The sequence below is a fragment of the Psychroflexus planctonicus genome (assembly GCF_014640195.1).
Lineage (GTDB): Bacteria > Bacteroidota > Bacteroidia > Flavobacteriales > Flavobacteriaceae > Psychroflexus > Psychroflexus planctonicus.
In genome coordinates, this window is record NZ_BMGM01000002.1 from 307,807 (window position 1) to 325,753 (window position 17,947).

19 protein-coding genes are annotated in these 17,947 nt (G+C 29.7%); all 19 read left to right on the top strand.

Annotated features, from left to right (window positions below; all coding sequences use genetic code 11):
- Positions 1 to 42 precede the first annotated feature (42 nt).
- Positions 43 to 720: a hypothetical protein gene (locus IEV72_RS03530; protein ID WP_188457705.1), complete on the top strand. Its 678-nt coding sequence runs from the start codon at positions 43 to 45 to the stop codon at positions 718 to 720.
- 3 nt (positions 721 to 723) lie between these two features.
- A complete protein-coding gene (locus tag IEV72_RS03535; protein WP_188457706.1) occupies positions 724 to 1,458 on the top strand; it encodes a hypothetical protein in 735 nt (244 codons plus the stop codon).
- 208 nt (positions 1,459 to 1,666) lie between these two features.
- Positions 1,667 to 2,290, top strand: a complete 624-nt coding sequence (locus IEV72_RS03540) for a hypothetical protein (RefSeq protein ID WP_188457707.1) — start codon at positions 1,667 to 1,669, stop codon at positions 2,288 to 2,290.
- Positions 2,291 to 2,973: 683 nt separating this feature from the next.
- Positions 2,974 to 3,621 carry a hypothetical protein gene (locus tag IEV72_RS03545; protein WP_188406301.1) on the top strand — a complete coding sequence of 216 codons (648 nt, stop codon included), beginning with the start codon at positions 2,974 to 2,976 and terminating at the stop codon, positions 3,619 to 3,621.
- A gap of 208 nt (positions 3,622 to 3,829) precedes the next feature.
- On the top strand, positions 3,830 to 4,366 hold the full coding sequence (locus tag IEV72_RS03550) for a hypothetical protein (RefSeq protein ID WP_188457708.1): 537 nt from the start codon (positions 3,830 to 3,832) through the stop codon (positions 4,364 to 4,366).
- A 199-nt stretch (positions 4,367 to 4,565) separates the two neighbouring features.
- A complete protein-coding gene (locus IEV72_RS03555) occupies positions 4,566 to 5,177 on the top strand; it encodes a hypothetical protein (RefSeq protein WP_188457709.1) in 612 nt (203 codons plus the stop codon).
- Positions 5,178 to 5,438: 261 nt separating this feature from the next.
- Complete coding sequence (locus IEV72_RS03560; RefSeq protein WP_188457710.1) at positions 5,439 to 6,953, top strand: hypothetical protein; 1,515 nt, start codon at positions 5,439 to 5,441, stop codon at positions 6,951 to 6,953.
- A gap of 160 nt (positions 6,954 to 7,113) precedes the next feature.
- A complete protein-coding gene (locus IEV72_RS03565; RefSeq protein WP_188457711.1) occupies positions 7,114 to 7,635 on the top strand; it encodes a hypothetical protein in 522 nt (173 codons plus the stop codon).
- Between the two features lie 220 nt (positions 7,636 to 7,855).
- Complete coding sequence (locus IEV72_RS03570) at positions 7,856 to 8,116, top strand: UPF0175 family protein (RefSeq protein ID WP_188407229.1); 261 nt, start codon at positions 7,856 to 7,858, stop codon at positions 8,114 to 8,116.
- Positions 8,116 to 8,616 carry a PIN domain-containing protein gene (locus IEV72_RS03575; RefSeq protein ID WP_188457712.1) on the top strand — a complete coding sequence of 167 codons (501 nt, stop codon included), beginning with the start codon at positions 8,116 to 8,118 and terminating at the stop codon, positions 8,614 to 8,616. Before IEV72_RS03570 ends, IEV72_RS03575 begins: the two co-directional genes overlap by 1 nt.
- Positions 8,617 to 9,263: 647 nt before the next feature.
- Entirely contained in the window at positions 9,264 to 10,271 is a 1,008-nt protein-coding gene (locus IEV72_RS03580; protein ID WP_188457713.1) for a hypothetical protein, read from the top strand.
- 84 nt (positions 10,272 to 10,355) lie between these two features.
- Positions 10,356 to 11,000 (top strand): hypothetical protein, encoded by a 645-nt coding sequence (locus tag IEV72_RS03585; protein WP_229731787.1) that lies wholly within the window; start codon positions 10,356 to 10,358, stop codon positions 10,998 to 11,000.
- A gap of 815 nt (positions 11,001 to 11,815) precedes the next feature.
- Positions 11,816 to 12,994 (top strand): hypothetical protein, encoded by a 1,179-nt coding sequence (locus IEV72_RS03590; RefSeq protein ID WP_188457714.1) that lies wholly within the window; start codon positions 11,816 to 11,818, stop codon positions 12,992 to 12,994.
- A gap of 171 nt (positions 12,995 to 13,165) precedes the next feature.
- Positions 13,166 to 13,762, top strand: a complete 597-nt coding sequence (locus IEV72_RS03595; protein WP_194428395.1) for a hypothetical protein — start codon at positions 13,166 to 13,168, stop codon at positions 13,760 to 13,762.
- Between the two features lie 183 nt (positions 13,763 to 13,945).
- Positions 13,946 to 14,734: an RHS repeat protein gene (locus tag IEV72_RS03600; RefSeq protein WP_188457716.1), complete on the top strand. Its 789-nt coding sequence runs from the start codon at positions 13,946 to 13,948 to the stop codon at positions 14,732 to 14,734.
- A 148-nt stretch (positions 14,735 to 14,882) separates the two neighbouring features.
- Positions 14,883 to 15,563, top strand: a complete 681-nt coding sequence (locus IEV72_RS03605) for a hypothetical protein (protein ID WP_188457717.1) — start codon at positions 14,883 to 14,885, stop codon at positions 15,561 to 15,563.
- A 163-nt stretch (positions 15,564 to 15,726) separates the two neighbouring features.
- Complete coding sequence (locus IEV72_RS03610) at positions 15,727 to 16,167, top strand: hypothetical protein (RefSeq protein ID WP_188457718.1); 441 nt, start codon at positions 15,727 to 15,729, stop codon at positions 16,165 to 16,167.
- 198 nt (positions 16,168 to 16,365) lie between these two features.
- Positions 16,366 to 17,157 (top strand): winged helix-turn-helix domain-containing protein, encoded by a 792-nt coding sequence (locus IEV72_RS03615; RefSeq protein ID WP_188457719.1) that lies wholly within the window; start codon positions 16,366 to 16,368, stop codon positions 17,155 to 17,157.
- Between the two features lie 174 nt (positions 17,158 to 17,331).
- Positions 17,332 to 17,820, top strand: coding sequence for a hypothetical protein (locus tag IEV72_RS03620; RefSeq protein ID WP_188457720.1), 489 nt, complete (start codon positions 17,332 to 17,334; stop codon positions 17,818 to 17,820).
- The last annotated feature ends 127 nt before the right edge of the window (positions 17,821 to 17,947 follow it).

Consider the following 17,947-nt stretch of genomic DNA (forward strand, 5'->3'; position numbering starts at 1 on the left):
CGTTATGCGCGAGACGTTGTAACACATTTAATAAAATGACTAATGAATAAATTTGAAATTCCAACAGATCTCCAACCATTTGTTTTAGATGAAAATTGCATATTTTTTTCAGATCATTATATTATAGATGGAGTCGAAGTATTTTACAAAGATATTACACATATAATTTCAAGTAATGCGCGACAAGCCATGAACGGTTTTGAAATTAATTCTGAGTCAACTTATTTTGTGAATGCATCTAAGAGTGATATTATTTTAATGGATGATGAGTTAATATATGCATTTAATGACTTTTCGTTTAAAACAGGATTAATTAAAACTCATAGGAAATTTATAAAAAAACAAAAGTTTATCCACAACTTCTTATTTGAAAAAACTAAGAAGTATCGATTGGAAAAATCGATAAAAACTTTAAAACAAATAGGTTATATTGAAATTTATGAAGGTGCAAAAATTTATGATAATGGTGATATGATAGTTAATGGTAAATTAGAAGGAAATTTTAATGAAAAATTTAAAACAGGTAAATTAATAACTGGTGTAAAATATGGGGGGTATAGCAACAATGTTAGTGATCCTTATGAGTTTGGATTTATAAAAGGAACTAAATTTTTTGGAATAATTGAAGATAAATTTGTTTACAAAAATGTAATAAATACAGATATTTTTGATATTTTATTTACAAATTTATTTAGGAACAATGGTTTGTCTATATTTTGATTTATGATTATCATATTTGTCTTTCTTGGTTGCTTAATATTATTTATTGTATTTGTTTTACCCATATTTCAAAGGGGTTCAGATTACTTTAAAGAATTAATAGATAATGAAAGTCTGAAATCAGATGAATCAAAATTTGAAAGACTAAGAAATCAAGAAAATACAAACGCAAAAAAAAAGTATATTCAAGGAAAAAACTTTTATAAGCTTCAAAGTAATGAAAAACTAAATGAAATATATGATAATAAAGAAAGCTTACATCCGTTGGAGTTATTGGCATTAGAAGAAATAATGGTAAAAAACAAGTTACTGAAGTCCTCGTTAACTCAAGTTAAAATAGAACAGATAGAAAATCATTTTATTAACAAAAAAGAAAAACCATATCAGAAAACTAGTGGTTTTGAATTTAATGAGTTTGCATCAATTTTAAGCTTTATAATTATTAATTATGATTCAAGTCAAATAGATAAAATATTTAGAATGTCAAACGAATTATCTGAAAGTGTTTTTTATTCATCATTTCGAGAAATTGATATGTTACCAATCTCAATCAATTTAATTAAAAAATCAGAAAATTTAGAATATAATTTAATCTGGGAAGATTTAAAGAAAACTATAAATGATTTACCTGCTAAATTAAAAGATAATAAATACGAATATAAAACGGACAAATGTAAACCATTGATAAGAGAACTTATCATGGATACTAGTAAAAAGATTATTAAAATAGGAAAATAAAACGTGTTACAACAGCGCATAACAAAAATGGCGGATTTAGAGCTAAAACGAGAGTTTTATGTATTTTTAGGTAGTAAAAGTTTAACCGTAAAACTTACGCATTTTAAGTCGCCACTTTCGTTATGCGCGAGACGTTAGCATTAATACTGAAAAATATACGTGTTAAAAATTAGATTTATACTCAAAATGAAAAAACCATAAAGATTTAATGAACGAATTAAAATTTAAATCCAATTACTATGATAAGCCAATCTGCGACAAGCATACTTTATATAAAGCTTTAGTATCTCTGATTATTGGATTTTTATCGTTTGTTTTTATTGTAAGCTACTATTCAAAAGGGAAATACTACGTTTCAGATTTTTATTTACGAGTTTTTAATAGATTTATTGACGGAATAAAGCAAATGAATGGTGAAGAGTTAATTAAAACGACAATTATTGCTTTTTTGATAATGGTTTTCTTTTATATGTTTTTTAGGCTTATTTATCTTCGAAAAAAACTAATTGTAGCATTTGATATTAATGACGATGACGAAAAAATTTCCTTTGCATTAAGAAACTACCAAGACTCAAAAATTATATTAAAAGAGTATTCATTTAAAAGCATAGCTTGCATAAAAATTTACACCTTTGATGGTTTGAGTAAAAAAAAGAAAAACGGCATCAAATTCACTAAAAAACACATGACAATTGGAAGGCTTTATTATCCTCATCCGATGTGGAATAGCATAGAAGAATCTGAAATTATAAGTGCAATTGATAGGCTTAGGACTAATACTGTTGAGCCAATACAAAATGAAAATAATAAAAGCCACTCGGAAAAGTACTAATGCTAACAGCGCATAACAAAAATGGCGAAATTTGTGCTGAAACGAGAGTTTTGTGTATTTTTATAAAAGTAAAAGTTTAACCGAAAAACTTGCTCATTTTAAGTCGCCACTTTCGTTATGCGCGAGACGTTACCAATAAGTTGATTTCAAAGATTTTTTAGAGATAAAATTCATGTTTCGATAATTCTAACAATCTGAATTGACTCTGATAAAATTGAAAAATGGAATAAGCTTTAAAAATTGGATGTTATCACTCAAACACTGAAAAATGAATTGCGTTGAAAACAAATGAAATTGATTTTTAGTTGAGCATTGAGCAGCTATCTGAATTTGAAAATCAAAACGCTGAATAGCAAAACTCTAAAAAACTCAGTGGAATTTTAGCAAGTTTGAAAACAGATGAATTTACTCTTGAAAACAGATTTTTAAATCGAGATTTATATAGCAAAACTTCTGCTCTACTCAACCGAATTCAATAGCAGAACGAAAATAAATAATACTCAAACTGAATATAAAACCTATTGGTAACAACGGCTATAATGCATTGCGGGTTGGAATTTTCTGTTGAAAATTCCAGTTTAAAGTTGTATTTTCGTTCTTAAGCGGAATAATCCTGCGGATGATTCCGCAACGACATCATAGCCAAGAACGTTATAGGGCATTTTAAAAGACGACTGAAACGAATGAAATTTACGCTGACAATCATATTGACACTTTTCACTTTCTTGACCTATGGACAAGCAAACAATGACACAATAAAAGTCATTGCGAAACAAATTTCACCAGGACAAGGAAGCAAAATTTATATAGCCGAGTATAAAGTAATTAAAGTTGTTAAAGGAACTTTGACCAATGACACCATTAAAGTCGGTTATTACTTTTACAATGAATTTCAAAATGCACCTGACACGGCATTACTTAACTTGACAACCTACACAGGCGACACGAAGACGACTGACTATTATATATTTCCTGACTATGACGCAAAAAAGGGGATTGAGAAAGTAAAACTATCATTTGTGGACTTTGACTATTGGGAAGGTTGTGAGACGGGTAAAGGAGAATGCAAACCGTTGACTTTTATTCGTAGTTCAAATGACGAAAATTGGTATTTATTTATGCCGTGCGGTGGGACAGCGACTACCGTTACACTGTCAAAACAAACAGGAATTCCGAAAGAGAACGAAGCAATACAGAAAAGCGAAATATCATATTCTGATTGCCCACCAACTTTTGACTTGACAAACTTGAAGGACGGAAAATATTTTGCTTATATGTTGGCTTGTGGACTTGGTGGACAAATAGAAATTAACCTGACGACAAAGGAATGACAAGAAAAACGCCCTATAACAGCACCTACCCAAAAGTGGCGGTTCAGTGGTTAAACCAAGCTTTGTGTTTCTATCAAGGTTTGTGCTTGGTTGAAAGTGAATCGCTTCGAAATCGCCACCTTCGGGTAGCTGCAAAACGTTGTAAGCAATTTGAGCTGAAAATAAACATCTAAGATTAAATTCAAATGATAATAAATAAAATCATATTTTGAAAAAAGTTGATTCTTTTTCAATGAAAAATGACTGGGAGATATTTGAAAAATTGACTAGTGTGTTTCAATTTTTATTTGGAATTGTAATTCTTTATGCAACATATTGGAGAGTCTTTTATGATTTTGACTCTGGATTAAACGAATATGTTTTTTCAAAAGGCAAAGTGGATTATTATGAATTTATCACTAACGAATATTTTTCACTAATACTTGGTATTATAGGAATTGTTGGTGGAATAAATTGGTTTTTTTACAAAACTAATGGATGGCTTTTGACTCTATTATTTTGGTTTTCACTCGGGTTTTCGACTTCAGTGATATTTTATGATTTTATGAATTACAGCTCATATAATATGACATCAAATCCTGAGTTTTGGATATATTCTATAACTATTTTTATTACAATTCTGCTCTTAGTTTTTTTGACAGCAAAGTTTTTTTGGAAAAAATACAAGCCGACAAAATTATCATTAATAATATTTGGAACAATAATATTGATTGTTATGATTGATAGAATAGTGCTGAATAAATAAAACTGCTTACAACAGCGCATAACAAAAATGGCGAATTTATTGCTGAAACGAGAGTTTTATGTATTTTTAGAAACTTAAAGTTTAACCGAAAAACTTGCGCATTTTAGCTCGCCACTTTCGTTATGCGCGAGACGTTGTATGCCATTTATGAACAAAATTTAGTTTTAAAATTAAAATCCAATTGATTAAAAATATAAAATTGCATAAAATTAAAATTGTACTGAATTTTTCAATATTTTCCATTTTAATTCTCTACTTTACTTCGTGTGGAAATATCTATTTAGATGGTGATGGTTTCCTTAGACCTAATCCAAATAAACGAAAAACTTATACAAATAGTTATGGCACACTTTTTCCAAAAGAACCTGATTTTAGCTTAAAGGGAAAGTTGAAAGAACATGAAGGCGAGTTTTTGATTGATACTACAGCTGTATATGTTATTAATTATGGAGAAGTACATGCGGGTCCATATCATTTTGATAACTCATATAGTTTTTTACGATTTTTTGATAGCGGTCATGTTTTGTCTAGAGCTAAAGATGACCAAGAGTTTGAAGATTCAGATTTTTCAACTTTTAACAGAGCCACAGTTGGGTATTATACTTTTGATGATGGAAAAATACTTGCGGAATTTTTTGTTCCAAGTGGAAGATATAGGTTCTATGTGTTTGAAATAATTGATTCGCTTACTATTTTAGAGGCTAAAACAAAGCCACGTAGTAGAGCTGCAAGTTGGGAAAATTTGAAAAGAAAGGAACATTATTTTCATAAAAGAAATGTAGATAGTTTGTGGGGAAAACCTTATTGGTAAATTAATTTATAGATTTAAGGATTATTATTTAAATAAACTATTTATTTGACTGATTCGTATTGAAATTTAGTTGATTAATAAAGTTGATTCGAAAAAAAAACGGCATACAACAGCGCATAACAAAAATGGCGAATTTATTGCTGAAACGAGAGTTTTGTGTATTTTTAGAAACTTAAAGTTAAACCGAAAAACTTGCACATTTTAAGTCGCCACTTTCGTTATGCGCGAAACGTTAGCACCAATATTGACAAAAACTCAACTATGAACATAGAAAAAATTTTAAATGGAAAAAAATATAGAAGTCTATTTGACAAATTAAGTGACGAATTTGGCAAGAGTCCAATTGATAATAAACTAAGTGTTCTCGCCTCTCTAAATTATTTGAATCTACTAGACCAAGTAATAAAAGAATACCAACAAAAATATAAACAACAGAAAGACAAGTATATCCTTGACCAATTAAAACCAACTTTACAATTCTTAATTAGTCATTTACGGTTTGGGGAAAATTTAGCCTTAAAAGATTTTGAAAACCAAAACCTAAAAAAAACAATATCAGAGCTAAAAGTTGAGTTAACCAACAAAGTTAAAAAAGAATATTCTATAAAAACTCTTATCAAAAGCTACCTTGAAGAAAACCATAAACAATTTAAAAAACAGAATGACTTCTTCAAAATTGAATTTGAAAAAGACCCAACTAACGAACTTAAGGAAAGAGATTCAAAAGAAAATAAGCCATTTCAAGAAAGCTACGTTCACTTATACAATTTTTTAAAAAATAGTTTAATTCCCGATTACAAAAACAACAACTTTCAAGGTTATTCTATTGATATGGGAATGAGTTACCAAACAGAATATTTGGTTAGATTTTACCTTCAAAACCCCTCAAAAGAAAAATATTTTAAGGCTATTCAATATGCTATAAATATCATTTATCTTAATAAAGAACCTTATCATAAATTTTTTCTGTTTAGAATAAATTTCTCTGAAAATGAAATTGTTCAAGATTTTTATAGTAAAAATCGAATCGGAGTTAGATTTGATACAAAAGCCGATATGGAAGATTGGAAAAATCTAAATAAAGGACAAAAACTTAAGCAACAATTTGCACAACGCTGGAATAAATTAAATCAAACTGTTCAAGAAAATGATGTAATTATAATTTCATCCTACAAAAATTCTGGCAGTAAAGTAGGAATAATTTCTCAAGGAACTCAATTTGAAAAAATAGGAAATGAAAATGAATTTTATACAATTTTTGAATTAGAACAAACTCAAGAGATAGACGTTGAAAAATTTCCATTTATTCAAACACTTTTACCTTCCAATGTTACTATAAGTCCAATATATCGGAAAAACTATACTTTGCGTAAAAACATATTTCCCAAAGTGATAGTCCGTATTGAGAATAACGAATTTGATGATATTGCACTTGAAATCATAGCGAGTGAATGGTTAAGGACTGAGTTTGCACCTAAGGAATATAGATTACAATACCAACTTTTAAAAACTGGCGGGAACAACAAAGACATTGACATTTACGGTATGACAATTGGAAACGAAAAGCTAATAGCACAAGTGTCAAGCACAAAAAATTCAAAAACTATTAATGACAAAATCAAAAAACTAGAAAAATATAATGGTTTTAAACGTGTGTTTTTCTTTAATGTTGATGACCAAAAAACATCTGAATACGAAATTATCGACTTGAAGAGAATTATCTCTGATTTGAGAAATGACAATAAATACAAGAAATTAATTTACGAATTGGAATAAAATACTGGTGCTAACATCGGCTATAAGTAATTGGGGTTTAAGTGTTTAATCGAAAATTAATATATAAATCTAAGGTCAGTGCTAAATCGAAAAGTTAAGGCAAGAAATCCCCAACTACTCATAGCCGAGAACCGTTGGCAAATATTTGAAAGCTGAAAAAATGAAAAAAATATTTTTAATCATTGCCATTATTGGTTTTTCATTTACATATAGCCAAACGAATTCTGATTTTTCTGAAGAAAAGAAAATATTTAAATTTAATCCTTGGGATAATATAAATGGAATTAAAGTCGCTCCTAGTTATTTTGAGAATTTTGAATTTGAAATTTCATACTTTATTTCATCATATCCTGAAAGTGATCCAGGTTTTGGCGGTTTCTTTTTGTTTGTTCAAAATATTGGACTTGGTTTGGAATATATAAATTCAGGTAATCATAATGCGATAGGTGGAAAATTAACATATGAATTAAATTATTCATTACTTAGTGCGCAAATAGGAACTGATTACATTATTTCAAATAAAGATTATCAATATAGATTAATGCCGAAAATTGGTCTTTCACTATTCAGCTTTCTGAATTTATATTTCGGATGGAATTTTAACTTGAGAACTGAAAGTACATTACAACCTCCAAAATATAATTTAACCTTATCATTAAATTTATACGATATGTTTTGGTGAAAAAAAACATTTGCCAACAGCGCATAACAAAAATGGCGAGATTTGGTGCTGAAACGAGAGTTTTGTGTATTTTTAGAAAGTAAAAGTTTAACCGAAAAATTTGCGCATTTTAGCTCGCCACTTCCGTTATGCGCGAGACGTTATGCTTTATGTTGAAAAAAATCCCAAATAGAATTAAACTTCACAGAAAAACATTAAATTTGAATAAAAGTAAATAGAGATGAGCATTCAAACAATATCGGTTGACTTTCCTAATGATATTCTTTTGGCTTTAAATGAGTCAGAAAATGACCTTAAAAAGCGAATCAAAGTAACATTAGCAATTCAATTATATAAACTTCAAAAATTGACAATAGGAAAAGCTGCACAGCTTTCTGGAATGTCACGACTCGAATTCGAAAAAGAACTCTCTAAAAATAAAATCTCAATTTCAAACTTGAATGAAGAAGATGTTTTAAGCGATATTGAAAAATTGAAATAATGAAAAACGGACTTGTAATTGCCGACGCGGGACCAATTTTTTCACTTGCAATTATCGATAAACTCGAACTTTTAAATCACCTCTTTGATGAAATTAAAATATCGAAAGCTGTTTGGAAAGAAATTACATTGGATAAAAGTACCGAATTTTACTACAATATAGAACAGTTTTTTAAGCCAAAAGTTTTGAGTATTAAAGGATTTAATGAACTGACATTTGTTATGGATTATGGAGAATCTGAATCTGTGATTTTATACAAAGAATTGAATGCAGATTTTCTACTCATTGATGACAAAAAGGCTAGAAAGATTGCCGAAAATTTTGACATAGAATGTATAGGAACTTTGGGAATATTATCAGTAGTAAAAGACAAAGGTTTAATAAATGACTTGAGACCGATTTTTAAAACATTTCTTGAAAACAATCGATATTATTCGATAAAACTACTGAATAAGTTGTTAGAAAGACATAACGAGCTGAAAATAAAACACAAAGCATAACAGCGCATAACAAAAATGGCGAGATTTGTGCTTGAAACGAGAGTTTTGTGTATTTTTAGAAAGTAAAAAGTTTAACCGAAAAACTTGCGCATTTTAAGTCGCCACTTTCGTTATGCGCGAGACGTTGGTTTCAATTGCTCCGAAAAAATTACGTTGATAGATTTGCTTAAAAATCATATTTTTAGTTTCGCATCAACTGAATGAAATGTAAAGCGCTGAATAGAATTAAATTTCTTGCTTTCCAGAATTTTCTGATTAAATCAATTAGCGAGCTTTCCAAAATTTTAGCTGAATGAAGAACAACACGCTGAATAAATTTCGCTAAAAAAATGAATTTGAGTTTGCAAAAATCCAGCTGAACTTAAATATCATTGAACGATAGTTTTCAAAACTCAAAATCGAATGATTAAATTAAAGTTTAAATTCAATTTTTGGAGAAATCAAACACTTAAATCGATAGTCGAATATTGATACGTTCAAAGCAGAGCGTGTCGCAACTGAAAACCAACAGCGCATATAATTTATGGCGAAAATCTTGCTGAAACCATAATTTTAGTATTTTTAGAAAATTAAAAACTTAACCGAAAGGCGAGCGGTTTTTAACTTCGCCACAAACCATATGCGCAAACCGTTACCCAACATATAGTATGACTAAAGAAGAGATTGAATTTGCTAAACTTTTTAATGAATGTAAAAGTAGAGCAATATCTAAAATTGATACTTGTTATCATCCTAACTGTAATGAAAAATCAATAAATTCTCACATACTTCAAAAAAATGGAATTTTGTCTACAATTGCTCCAGACAAACATCTTTGGGAGCTAGAAATTAATAGTTTTAAAACTCCTAGATTTCAGTTTAAAAGAACAGGCATAAACCGCATATATTCTTTTAATTGTTTCTGTAATCAACACGACACGGCCTTATTTGAAAAAATTGAAACTAAAGTAATTGATTTTAATGATTACGAATCTTGCCTACTTTTTGCTTTAAGGACTGTATATAATGAAATTTGGAGAAAAGAAGTAAACTTAAATATGTACGAATGCTTAAAACAAAAAAGTCCAGATAAATTCGACAATCCAATTTTAAATCAACATATTGAGCAAGAAAAACTTGGCTTAGACGACTTACATTTCACTGAATCTGAAATTTGGAATGACTTTGACAATAAAACTGAATCTTACGTGTTTGAATGTCGTGAAATAAAGAATATTGATATTTGTATGTCTTCATTTTTCAATTATGATACAACAGAAGAAATGAATAAATATAGAATGTTCTTTGGTAAAGATATGGAAAGGGTTTCCGAAATTTTCATAAACATATTTCCATATAAAAAGAAAACGTTATTATTAATGGGCTATCACAAAAAAGACGAAAGCAAAGTAAAAGGATATTTTTATACTTACTTTAAAGAAAGCCTGAACAGAGTTCATCGTAAACTGACTAATCTTATGCTTTTCCAGTGCGAGACTTGGGTTGTTTCAGATAAATTGTATAAATCAAAAATAAAAGGTATAGAAAACCTTTTTGCAAATGGAGTTTCGTTTTCAGTAAACAATCTGAATGAAAGACAAACTTTTGATATTGATATTTTTAAAGATAATTTTAAGGAAAAATTTAAAGCTTGGAATAAAAAATACGTTGGGTAACAGCGCATAACAAAAATGGCGAGATTTGTGTTTGAAACGAGAGTTTTATGTATTTTTAGAAACTTAAAACCTTAACCGAAAAACTTGCGTATTTTAAGTCGCCACTTTCGTTATGCGCGAGACGTTATGCTTAATTTAAAAACGAAAAAACTGATGATTGAACAAAATAGCTCAACGAGTGAAATGAACTCACCTTATTTTGTTCGGAATAAAGAATTTTGTAATAAGTTTGAAAATTTTGTTTTAGAAAAAAATGGAAAAGTAAAAGGAATTTATAACGCTTGGTCGTTTTCAGTCATTGGAAAGATAAAAAATCCAAATATTTGGACCCTGAATTATAAAAAATCAACTTTTACATCAGGAAATTTATTTCTTTCGACCAAAACTCAAAACCTTTTGACATCAGCTGAATGGAAAACCAAAAATATATTTGAGTCAAATTTTAAAGTTAGAAGAAAAATGACGGTCGATTTTTTTAATCTTCAAACTTCTAAATCGCTATCAAAATTAGATTTTTCCGATAAATACGTAATTGATATTAAAATTCAAAAAGGTGATTTTTTAGATAAGCTGTTTATGATATTAAAACCACTTTTTCTGACTAATGAGATTTATGAAATAGAAAACTCAAAAGATGATTTTCGAATTGAATTAAGAACGGAAAAACATCACTTTGAAATATTTGAACGTGTAGCAGAACTGAAAAAAACTAAGCATAACAGCGCATAACAAAAATGGCGAATTTTTTGCTGAAACGAGAGATTTGTGTATTTTTAGAAACTTAAAGTTTAACCGAAAATTTTGCACATTTTAGCTCGCCACTTTCGTTATGCGCGAACCGTTATGCAAAATGTAAAAATGAAAATTTTGCTTTCAATTGAAATTTAGAATTGAATAAAAAATTTAAAGTTTCAGTTCAAATTTATTGCGAATGAATTGAACAGAACTCTGAATAAAAAATTACGCTGATGATAAATTTTTTGCTTCCAAAATCAGTTGATTAAATCGAAAATTCAAGCTTGCCAAAATTTTAGCTGAATGAAACAGATGCTGAAAAAATTGATAATCGAAAAGCAAAAAATCTATTAGAATTTCGACATTGAAAATTTGATAAACAAACTTGCTCACAAAAAAAACCAACTGAATTTCACAACGCTGAAAAAAGAAACGATAAACTTTTTATTTCCATAATTAAGATTTAGTTCAATAGATAAAGACTGATTTTTGTTCTGATTTTTGACTTCAAGTTCAAATCTAATTCTGTGGAAAAAGATAAACCGAAAATAGGAGTGGAGCAAGTTTGTGGCTTAGCAGGTCGTTAACACTTTGCATAACAGCGCATAACAAAAATGGCGAATTTATTGCTGAAACGAGAGTTTTGTGTATTTTTAGAAAGTGAAAAGTTTAACCGAAAAACTTGCGCATTTTAGCTCGCCACTTTCGTTATGCGCAAACCGTTACCCAACATTTAAAACTGAACTTTATAAACAAACTGACAAATAGAAAAATAAAGCATAAAGAATCTATAAATATAAAAAAGCACAATGAATAAATATAACTATACGTTTTGGATTTTTTTAATCATTTTGTTTGCACTAATATTAAGCTGCTCCCAGAAATTACAACCGCCAAAATATTACTTAGAAAACATTAAAAGTGAAGGTTATAAATTAAAAGGACCTGTAAAACATTTGGATAGAATTTTCTTTAATAAGAATGAAAAATTTATAAACAGAATTGAATCTTTACCAAGTAGGCCATTGCAAGAAATAATTGGCTATGGCGGGCATGTGGTATTTGACAAAAAAGGACAATATTTAGAAGCTCGATCGTTCAGAGATTCCTTACATTTTTTTAATCCAGATACCACGACCAATTGGACATCTGTCTATTACCATAAAAAGCCAGCCAATATGCCAGATGCCGATTCTGTCTATAATTCTTATGTCTTGGTTCCTGGAAAACTAAAAATGAGTGAGACATACTATAGCGATAGAACCACTTGGTCAAACATACACGAATATGCACCACTAGCTACAAAAACCATAGATACAACAGAACTTCCAAATGGATCTAGAAGCAGTTGGAGGTATTACTCCTATGAGCTGGACTCTATTGACAGGGTAAAGTACAGGCGTAAAAGAGAATCCATTAATGGAGACAAAGAGCCCCATTTTTCCGAAACAGTACGCTATTATTATGACAGCATCAACAGGATTGTTAGGGAACATTATAGTTTTTTTGAGATGGTAGATGGCAGTAATAGGTTTCCAAATGGTAGTGCGTCATATTATTTTTATAGGCCATTCAATGCACTACAACAAATGAGTATCACCTATGAGTACAATCATAAGAATCTCGTGTCCAAAGCCACGGTCTATCATTTTACAGATGAAATATTACACCAAACTTACCAGTATGATGAGGATAATGATTTAGTCTCTAGTGATTATATAGTTAATGGTAATCCCACCATTATGGAATATGCTCCTATAAAACAACGTAAGTTTAACAAACAAGGGGATATAATTTATGAAAGATTTCTTAGGAAAGATGGCTCATTAATGAGAGAAGTCTGGGTAGATTATTACGACTACGACGAATATAACAACTGGCAACGCCTAGAAATGTTTTTAAGGAATACCCGTGAGGGAGAACCTGACCTTATTGGCTATCAAAAATTAGACTATTACCCTGAAAATAAAATTGAAAAAAGCAAGTGAAAATGAAAACGTTGGGTAACAGCGCATAACAAAAATGGCGAGATTTGTAATTGAAACGAGAGTTTTGTGTATTTTTAGAAACTTAAAGTTTAACCGAAAAACTTGCGTATTTTAAGTCGCCACTTATGTTATGCGCGAACCGTTGTGGTGCATATAAAACTGAATTTAATATTGAGAATTTTAACTTCAACTTTAATATTTCTGATACTATTATCGTGTGACAAAAAAACCGATACTCAAGTAAAAAGTTATTTCAATTCTAATTTTGATAAGTCATTATCAATACAAATCGACATAAATGATTTTAATGACTACGGTGAACTTATTAAATCAATTGAGAAAATATCTTGCTCTGACAGCATTGCGAATTTGACTTTTACTAAGGACAACATAAAGAAACGAATTAATGTTTTCAGCTTTTGTCCAGAAAAAATACCAATATACGACCCGAAACACAGAAATACAATTTACTTTGAAAACGAGAAATTAATCAAGAATGAAAAGATATTTGATATTGATTCTTTAAATTATATTCTCGAAAATGACCTAAAAAACTATGGGGAGAATCCAAAATTTGCTGAAAGTCCTGAAAAGTTGGCAATCATAATATTAGATGATAACAATGGAAATTTAAACTCAATAACATTATTCCTGGATAAATTAACTGACATTTATGATTCAATTGACAAATCGGTGAGTTTGAATGTTATGATGGCTGAGTATATAGAAATACCACCTTTACCGCCTAATCCAAATAACTTTGAATAAAAAAAATCTGAATAAAGAGCAGAGTGAAAATAATACGCACCACAACAGCGTATATAGTTTATGGCGGAATTAGTGCTAATATCCAAAGATTTTGTAATTTTAGAAAAGTAAAACCTTATCCGATAAATTAGCGCATTTTTGCCCGCCACAAACCATATACGCGAGACGTTAGCTACAATTTGAATGAACATCAGAACTACTTTAATTTTATTATTCATTTTATTTTGCTTTGAAACTTATTCTCAAAGTATTTTTTCTGCTTTGCGTCACGACAACGCAATCGATTTAAGAACAGATTCTAAAGTCAAGGAAATAACAAAGACAACTGTTTTCTATAATAAAAGCGGAACTGAAACTAAAAAAGACATAATCACTGTAAATCATTTGAACAAAATCACATCCGAATTAAGGTATGATGAAAACGGAAAGTTAGAAACTCGTCTTACCCGAATTTTTGATTCTACTGGAATTCGCAGTTTAAAAAGAAAAATAGAACGTTGGCATCCAGTTATAGGTTATAGCTCTGAAACAGCAACTTACGAATACGATGAAAATGGACATATGATAAAAATAACTGACCGAAATCAGAATAATCAAATAATCAGAGAAACATTTCTCAAGAACAATGAAAACGGTCATCCTATCGAATTAAAACTGAATACTGGAAATTCTAAATCTTACGGAACTGAAATCGCTGAATATGATTATCCGAATAATTTAGCAATCACTAAGGTTTTTGACGATAATGGAAAAATAATATCTGAAAGCAAACACAAAATTGACTTTTCAATCAAAGATTTAGATATTTCAGAATATGACGAAAACGGAAATTTAATTAAATCAAAAAACTACGAATACGAATACAAATATGACAAGAATCTGAATTGGAAAAAGAAAACTATTTATAAAATAGAAAATGGAAAAAGAAAGAAATATCAGGTCTTGACAAGGAAAATAAAATATGAAAAGTAAAAACTGTAGCTAACAGCGCATAACAAAAATGGCGAGATTTGGTGTGGAAACGAGTGTTTTGTGTATTTTTATAAACGTAAAACCTTAACCGAAAAACTTGCGCATTTTAAGTCGCCACTTATGTTATGCGCGAACCGTTACAGCACATATGACTACACAACGAACTTTATTACTAATTTCAATAATTCTAGTTTTATTCAGCTGTGAAAAAAAACAATCTGAATTGGAATTTGAACAGTCTGTAGTTTATGAAATATTTCCAGCTTTAATGGACTCTTTACATTTTGACTTTCGACTAAATCCGCCACCACCACCAAGACCAGTTTTTAATGAAAAAGGAGAAATCATCGGAACTGATACAACTGGAATTGGAAAAGCATTATCTGATTATGAAAAAAAGAAAGCGGAATTAAAAGCTGATTCTGTAAAGTTAGTTGTTGCTATTAGAGATTCTGTTTATCCATTAGAACTAGACGAAAAAAATCAACTTTTAGAACATTTTCAAAGCCACAACTTAAAACTTGACTCTACAGACTTATCAACTGAATATAAAATTGACCTAAACAAATTAATTGCTGATAAAAACTTGAGATTTAAATATCTTTCCGACTTTCCAGAAGGCACTAATATTTGGAAAAAAGATTATGATTTCCATTTTAGTGGTGTAGCATACCTAAGTAGAATACAATTTGACAAAACAAAAAATTTTGGAGTTTTAGAAAGCGAAATATCATGCGGTCGTTTATGTGGTGCCGGTATTCGAGTTTTTATTAAAAAAGTAAAAGGAAAGTGGATAATTGAAAAAATAGAAGATACTTGGGTCTCATAATAAAATACGTGCTGTAACAGCGCATAACAAAAATGGCGAATTTAGGGCTGAAACGAGAGATTTTTGTACTTTTAGAGACTTAAAGTTTAACCGAACAACTTGCGCATTTTAGCTCGCCACTTTCGTTATGCGCGAGACGTTGTAAAACATTTAAAAGAAACTAATGAGAAAAAAAATCACCTTATTGCTATTGATTATAATATCAGTAACATTTATGACAGAATTGAAAGCACAATCTTCTGAAAAAGAAATTACAACTGAATTTTTTAGAGTATTCGAAAACGAACCTATGAAAGCAATGGATTATGCTTTTTCGACTAATAAATGGATGGAAAGAAACATTGACGGAATAGAAAGTTTGAAAACAAAATTTAAAGATATACTTCCTTTGATTGGCGATTATTATGGCTATGAAATGATAACAGAAAAAAGTGTCGGAAATAATTTGAAATTAATAAGTTATATGCTCAAATATGACCGACAACCTGTACGTTTTACCTTTGTTTTGTATAAACCGGATGACAAATGGCAAGTTCAAAATCTTAATTGGGATGTTGACATAGATGATGAACTAGAAGAGTCTGCAAAATTGAATCACAATTAGATAAAAAACGTTTTACAACAGCGCATAACAAAAATGGCGAGATTTGTGCTGAAACGAAAATTTTGGTATTTTTAGAAAATTAAAAGTTTAACCGAAAAACTTGCGCATTTTAAGTCGCCACTTATGTTATGCGCGGACCGTTGCCAGCAATGTAACTGAACTAGAAACAAAAAAAACATTTGATTTAAAATGAGAGACTTGAAATGGAAAGATGCGATTAAAAAAGTTTTAGAAGAAGAGAAAAAAGCTTTGCATTACACGGTTATTGCTGAATTGATTGCTGAAAAAGAATATAGAAAATCTTTGGGAGCAACCCCGCAAGATACAGTTAGTGCAAATCTAACAACTGATATAAATAAAAATAAGGAAAAGTCAATATTTGCAAAAGTTGATAGGGGTTATTATATTCTAAGAAAATTTTTAGATGACAAAACACAGTTATTGACTGACGATGATGATGTTATAATTAATAAAAAGGAAAAGACAAAATCCGAAAAATTAAGAATCATAAATTCTTTCGGTCTGTATTGGAATAGAAATTTAGTGCATTGGAAAACTAAACCTGATTTATTAGGTGTTCAACAAATTGGTGCAACAAGTGTAAATTTCAAAAATCAAATAGGAATTTATCTTTTACATGATAGTAGGGAGACAATTTATGTAGGACAAGCTATTGAACAATCATTAGGGCAAAGATTAAGACATCATACAGTAGATAGATTAGGCGGTAGATGGGATCGGTTTTCTTGGTTTGGATTTTATCCAGTAATTGATAATGGTGAACTTAAAGATAATTTAGAATTTGAAAATATAACAGTTCAAGATTTTGGTAATATACTTGAAGCAATATTAATAGAAAGCATAGAGCCAAGACAAAACCGAAAACAAGGAAATTTATTCTATGGCATTGAATATTTACAAAAAGAGTCGCCTGAAATTAAAAGACAAAAAAAAGAACAACTAATACGGGAACTGACTGATAAACTGTAGCGGATAAAAAACACTGCTGGCAACAGCGCATAACAAAAATGGCGAGATTTGGTACTGAAACGAGAGTTTTGTGTATTTTTAAAAACTTAAAGTTTAAACGAAAAACTTGCGCATTTTAAGTCGCCACTTTCGTTATGCGCGGACCGTTGGCGCTAATTTGAAATAAAAGAACAAATGAAAACATACACCTTATTTTTTATTCTTCATTTTACTGTTGGATTTGCATGTAATTGCACTCCAAATAAAGACCATGAAAAACATATTGAATCAAGTTTTAATTATTATGACGAGATATTTATTGGTGAAGTAGAGAAAAATAGCAATGAAACTATGATTGAAGTTCAAGAAGTTTTCAAGGGCGACTTGAAAACTGAAAAAATGCTAAGGGCGGGGATTAAAATGGATAGTTGCAGCTATTACTTTGGAGAAGAAGGGACAGCTATATTTTATGGAATAATTGTTGACAATACTTTTTATGCAAGTGTCTGTAGTCCTACAAGAATGTTTTCTAGACCTTATTTATATCCACCGCCACCGCCGCCAGTTCCTGACTCTGACTTTGACTCTGAAAAACGAAAGCGAAAAATGACTGAATATTTAAAAAATGAAAAACAAAGACTTGAATACGAAATTGATTGGTTAAGAAAAAGAAAAAAAAACTAGCGCCAACAGCGCATCCTATGAAAAGCAATCAACCTGATCTTCCTTCAAATTTATGATATTTTCTTATTAGTTATCTCATTATTTTTTAATTTTCTATCACGTTTTATATAATTTGAAGCTTGCTTCA

Coding starts and splice junctions, on each gene's coding strand:
- IEV72_RS03570 (WP_188407229.1), top strand. CDS start 7,856: ATGAGCATTCAAACAATATCGGTTGACTTTCCTAATGATATTCTTTTG.
- IEV72_RS03560 (WP_188457710.1), top strand. CDS start 5,439: ATGAACATAGAAAAAATTTTAAATGGAAAAAAATATAGAAGTCTATTT.
- IEV72_RS03535 (WP_188457706.1), top strand. CDS start 724: ATGATTATCATATTTGTCTTTCTTGGTTGCTTAATATTATTTATTGTA.
- IEV72_RS03600 (WP_188457716.1), top strand. CDS start 13,946: ATGAACATCAGAACTACTTTAATTTTATTATTCATTTTATTTTGCTTT.
- IEV72_RS03590 (WP_188457714.1), top strand. CDS start 11,816: ATGAATAAATATAACTATACGTTTTGGATTTTTTTAATCATTTTGTTT.
- IEV72_RS03575 (WP_188457712.1), top strand. CDS start 8,116: ATGAAAAACGGACTTGTAATTGCCGACGCGGGACCAATTTTTTCACTT.
- IEV72_RS03530 (WP_188457705.1), top strand. CDS start 43: ATGAATAAATTTGAAATTCCAACAGATCTCCAACCATTTGTTTTAGAT.
- IEV72_RS03610 (WP_188457718.1), top strand. CDS start 15,727: ATGAGAAAAAAAATCACCTTATTGCTATTGATTATAATATCAGTAACA.
- IEV72_RS03565 (WP_188457711.1), top strand. CDS start 7,114: ATGAAAAAAATATTTTTAATCATTGCCATTATTGGTTTTTCATTTACA.
- IEV72_RS03620 (WP_188457720.1), top strand. CDS start 17,332: ATGAAAACATACACCTTATTTTTTATTCTTCATTTTACTGTTGGATTT.
- IEV72_RS03545 (WP_188406301.1), top strand. CDS start 2,974: ATGAAATTTACGCTGACAATCATATTGACACTTTTCACTTTCTTGACC.
- IEV72_RS03605 (WP_188457717.1), top strand. CDS start 14,883: ATGACTACACAACGAACTTTATTACTAATTTCAATAATTCTAGTTTTA.
- IEV72_RS03580 (WP_188457713.1), top strand. CDS start 9,264: ATGACTAAAGAAGAGATTGAATTTGCTAAACTTTTTAATGAATGTAAA.
- IEV72_RS03540 (WP_188457707.1), top strand. CDS start 1,667: ATGAACGAATTAAAATTTAAATCCAATTACTATGATAAGCCAATCTGC.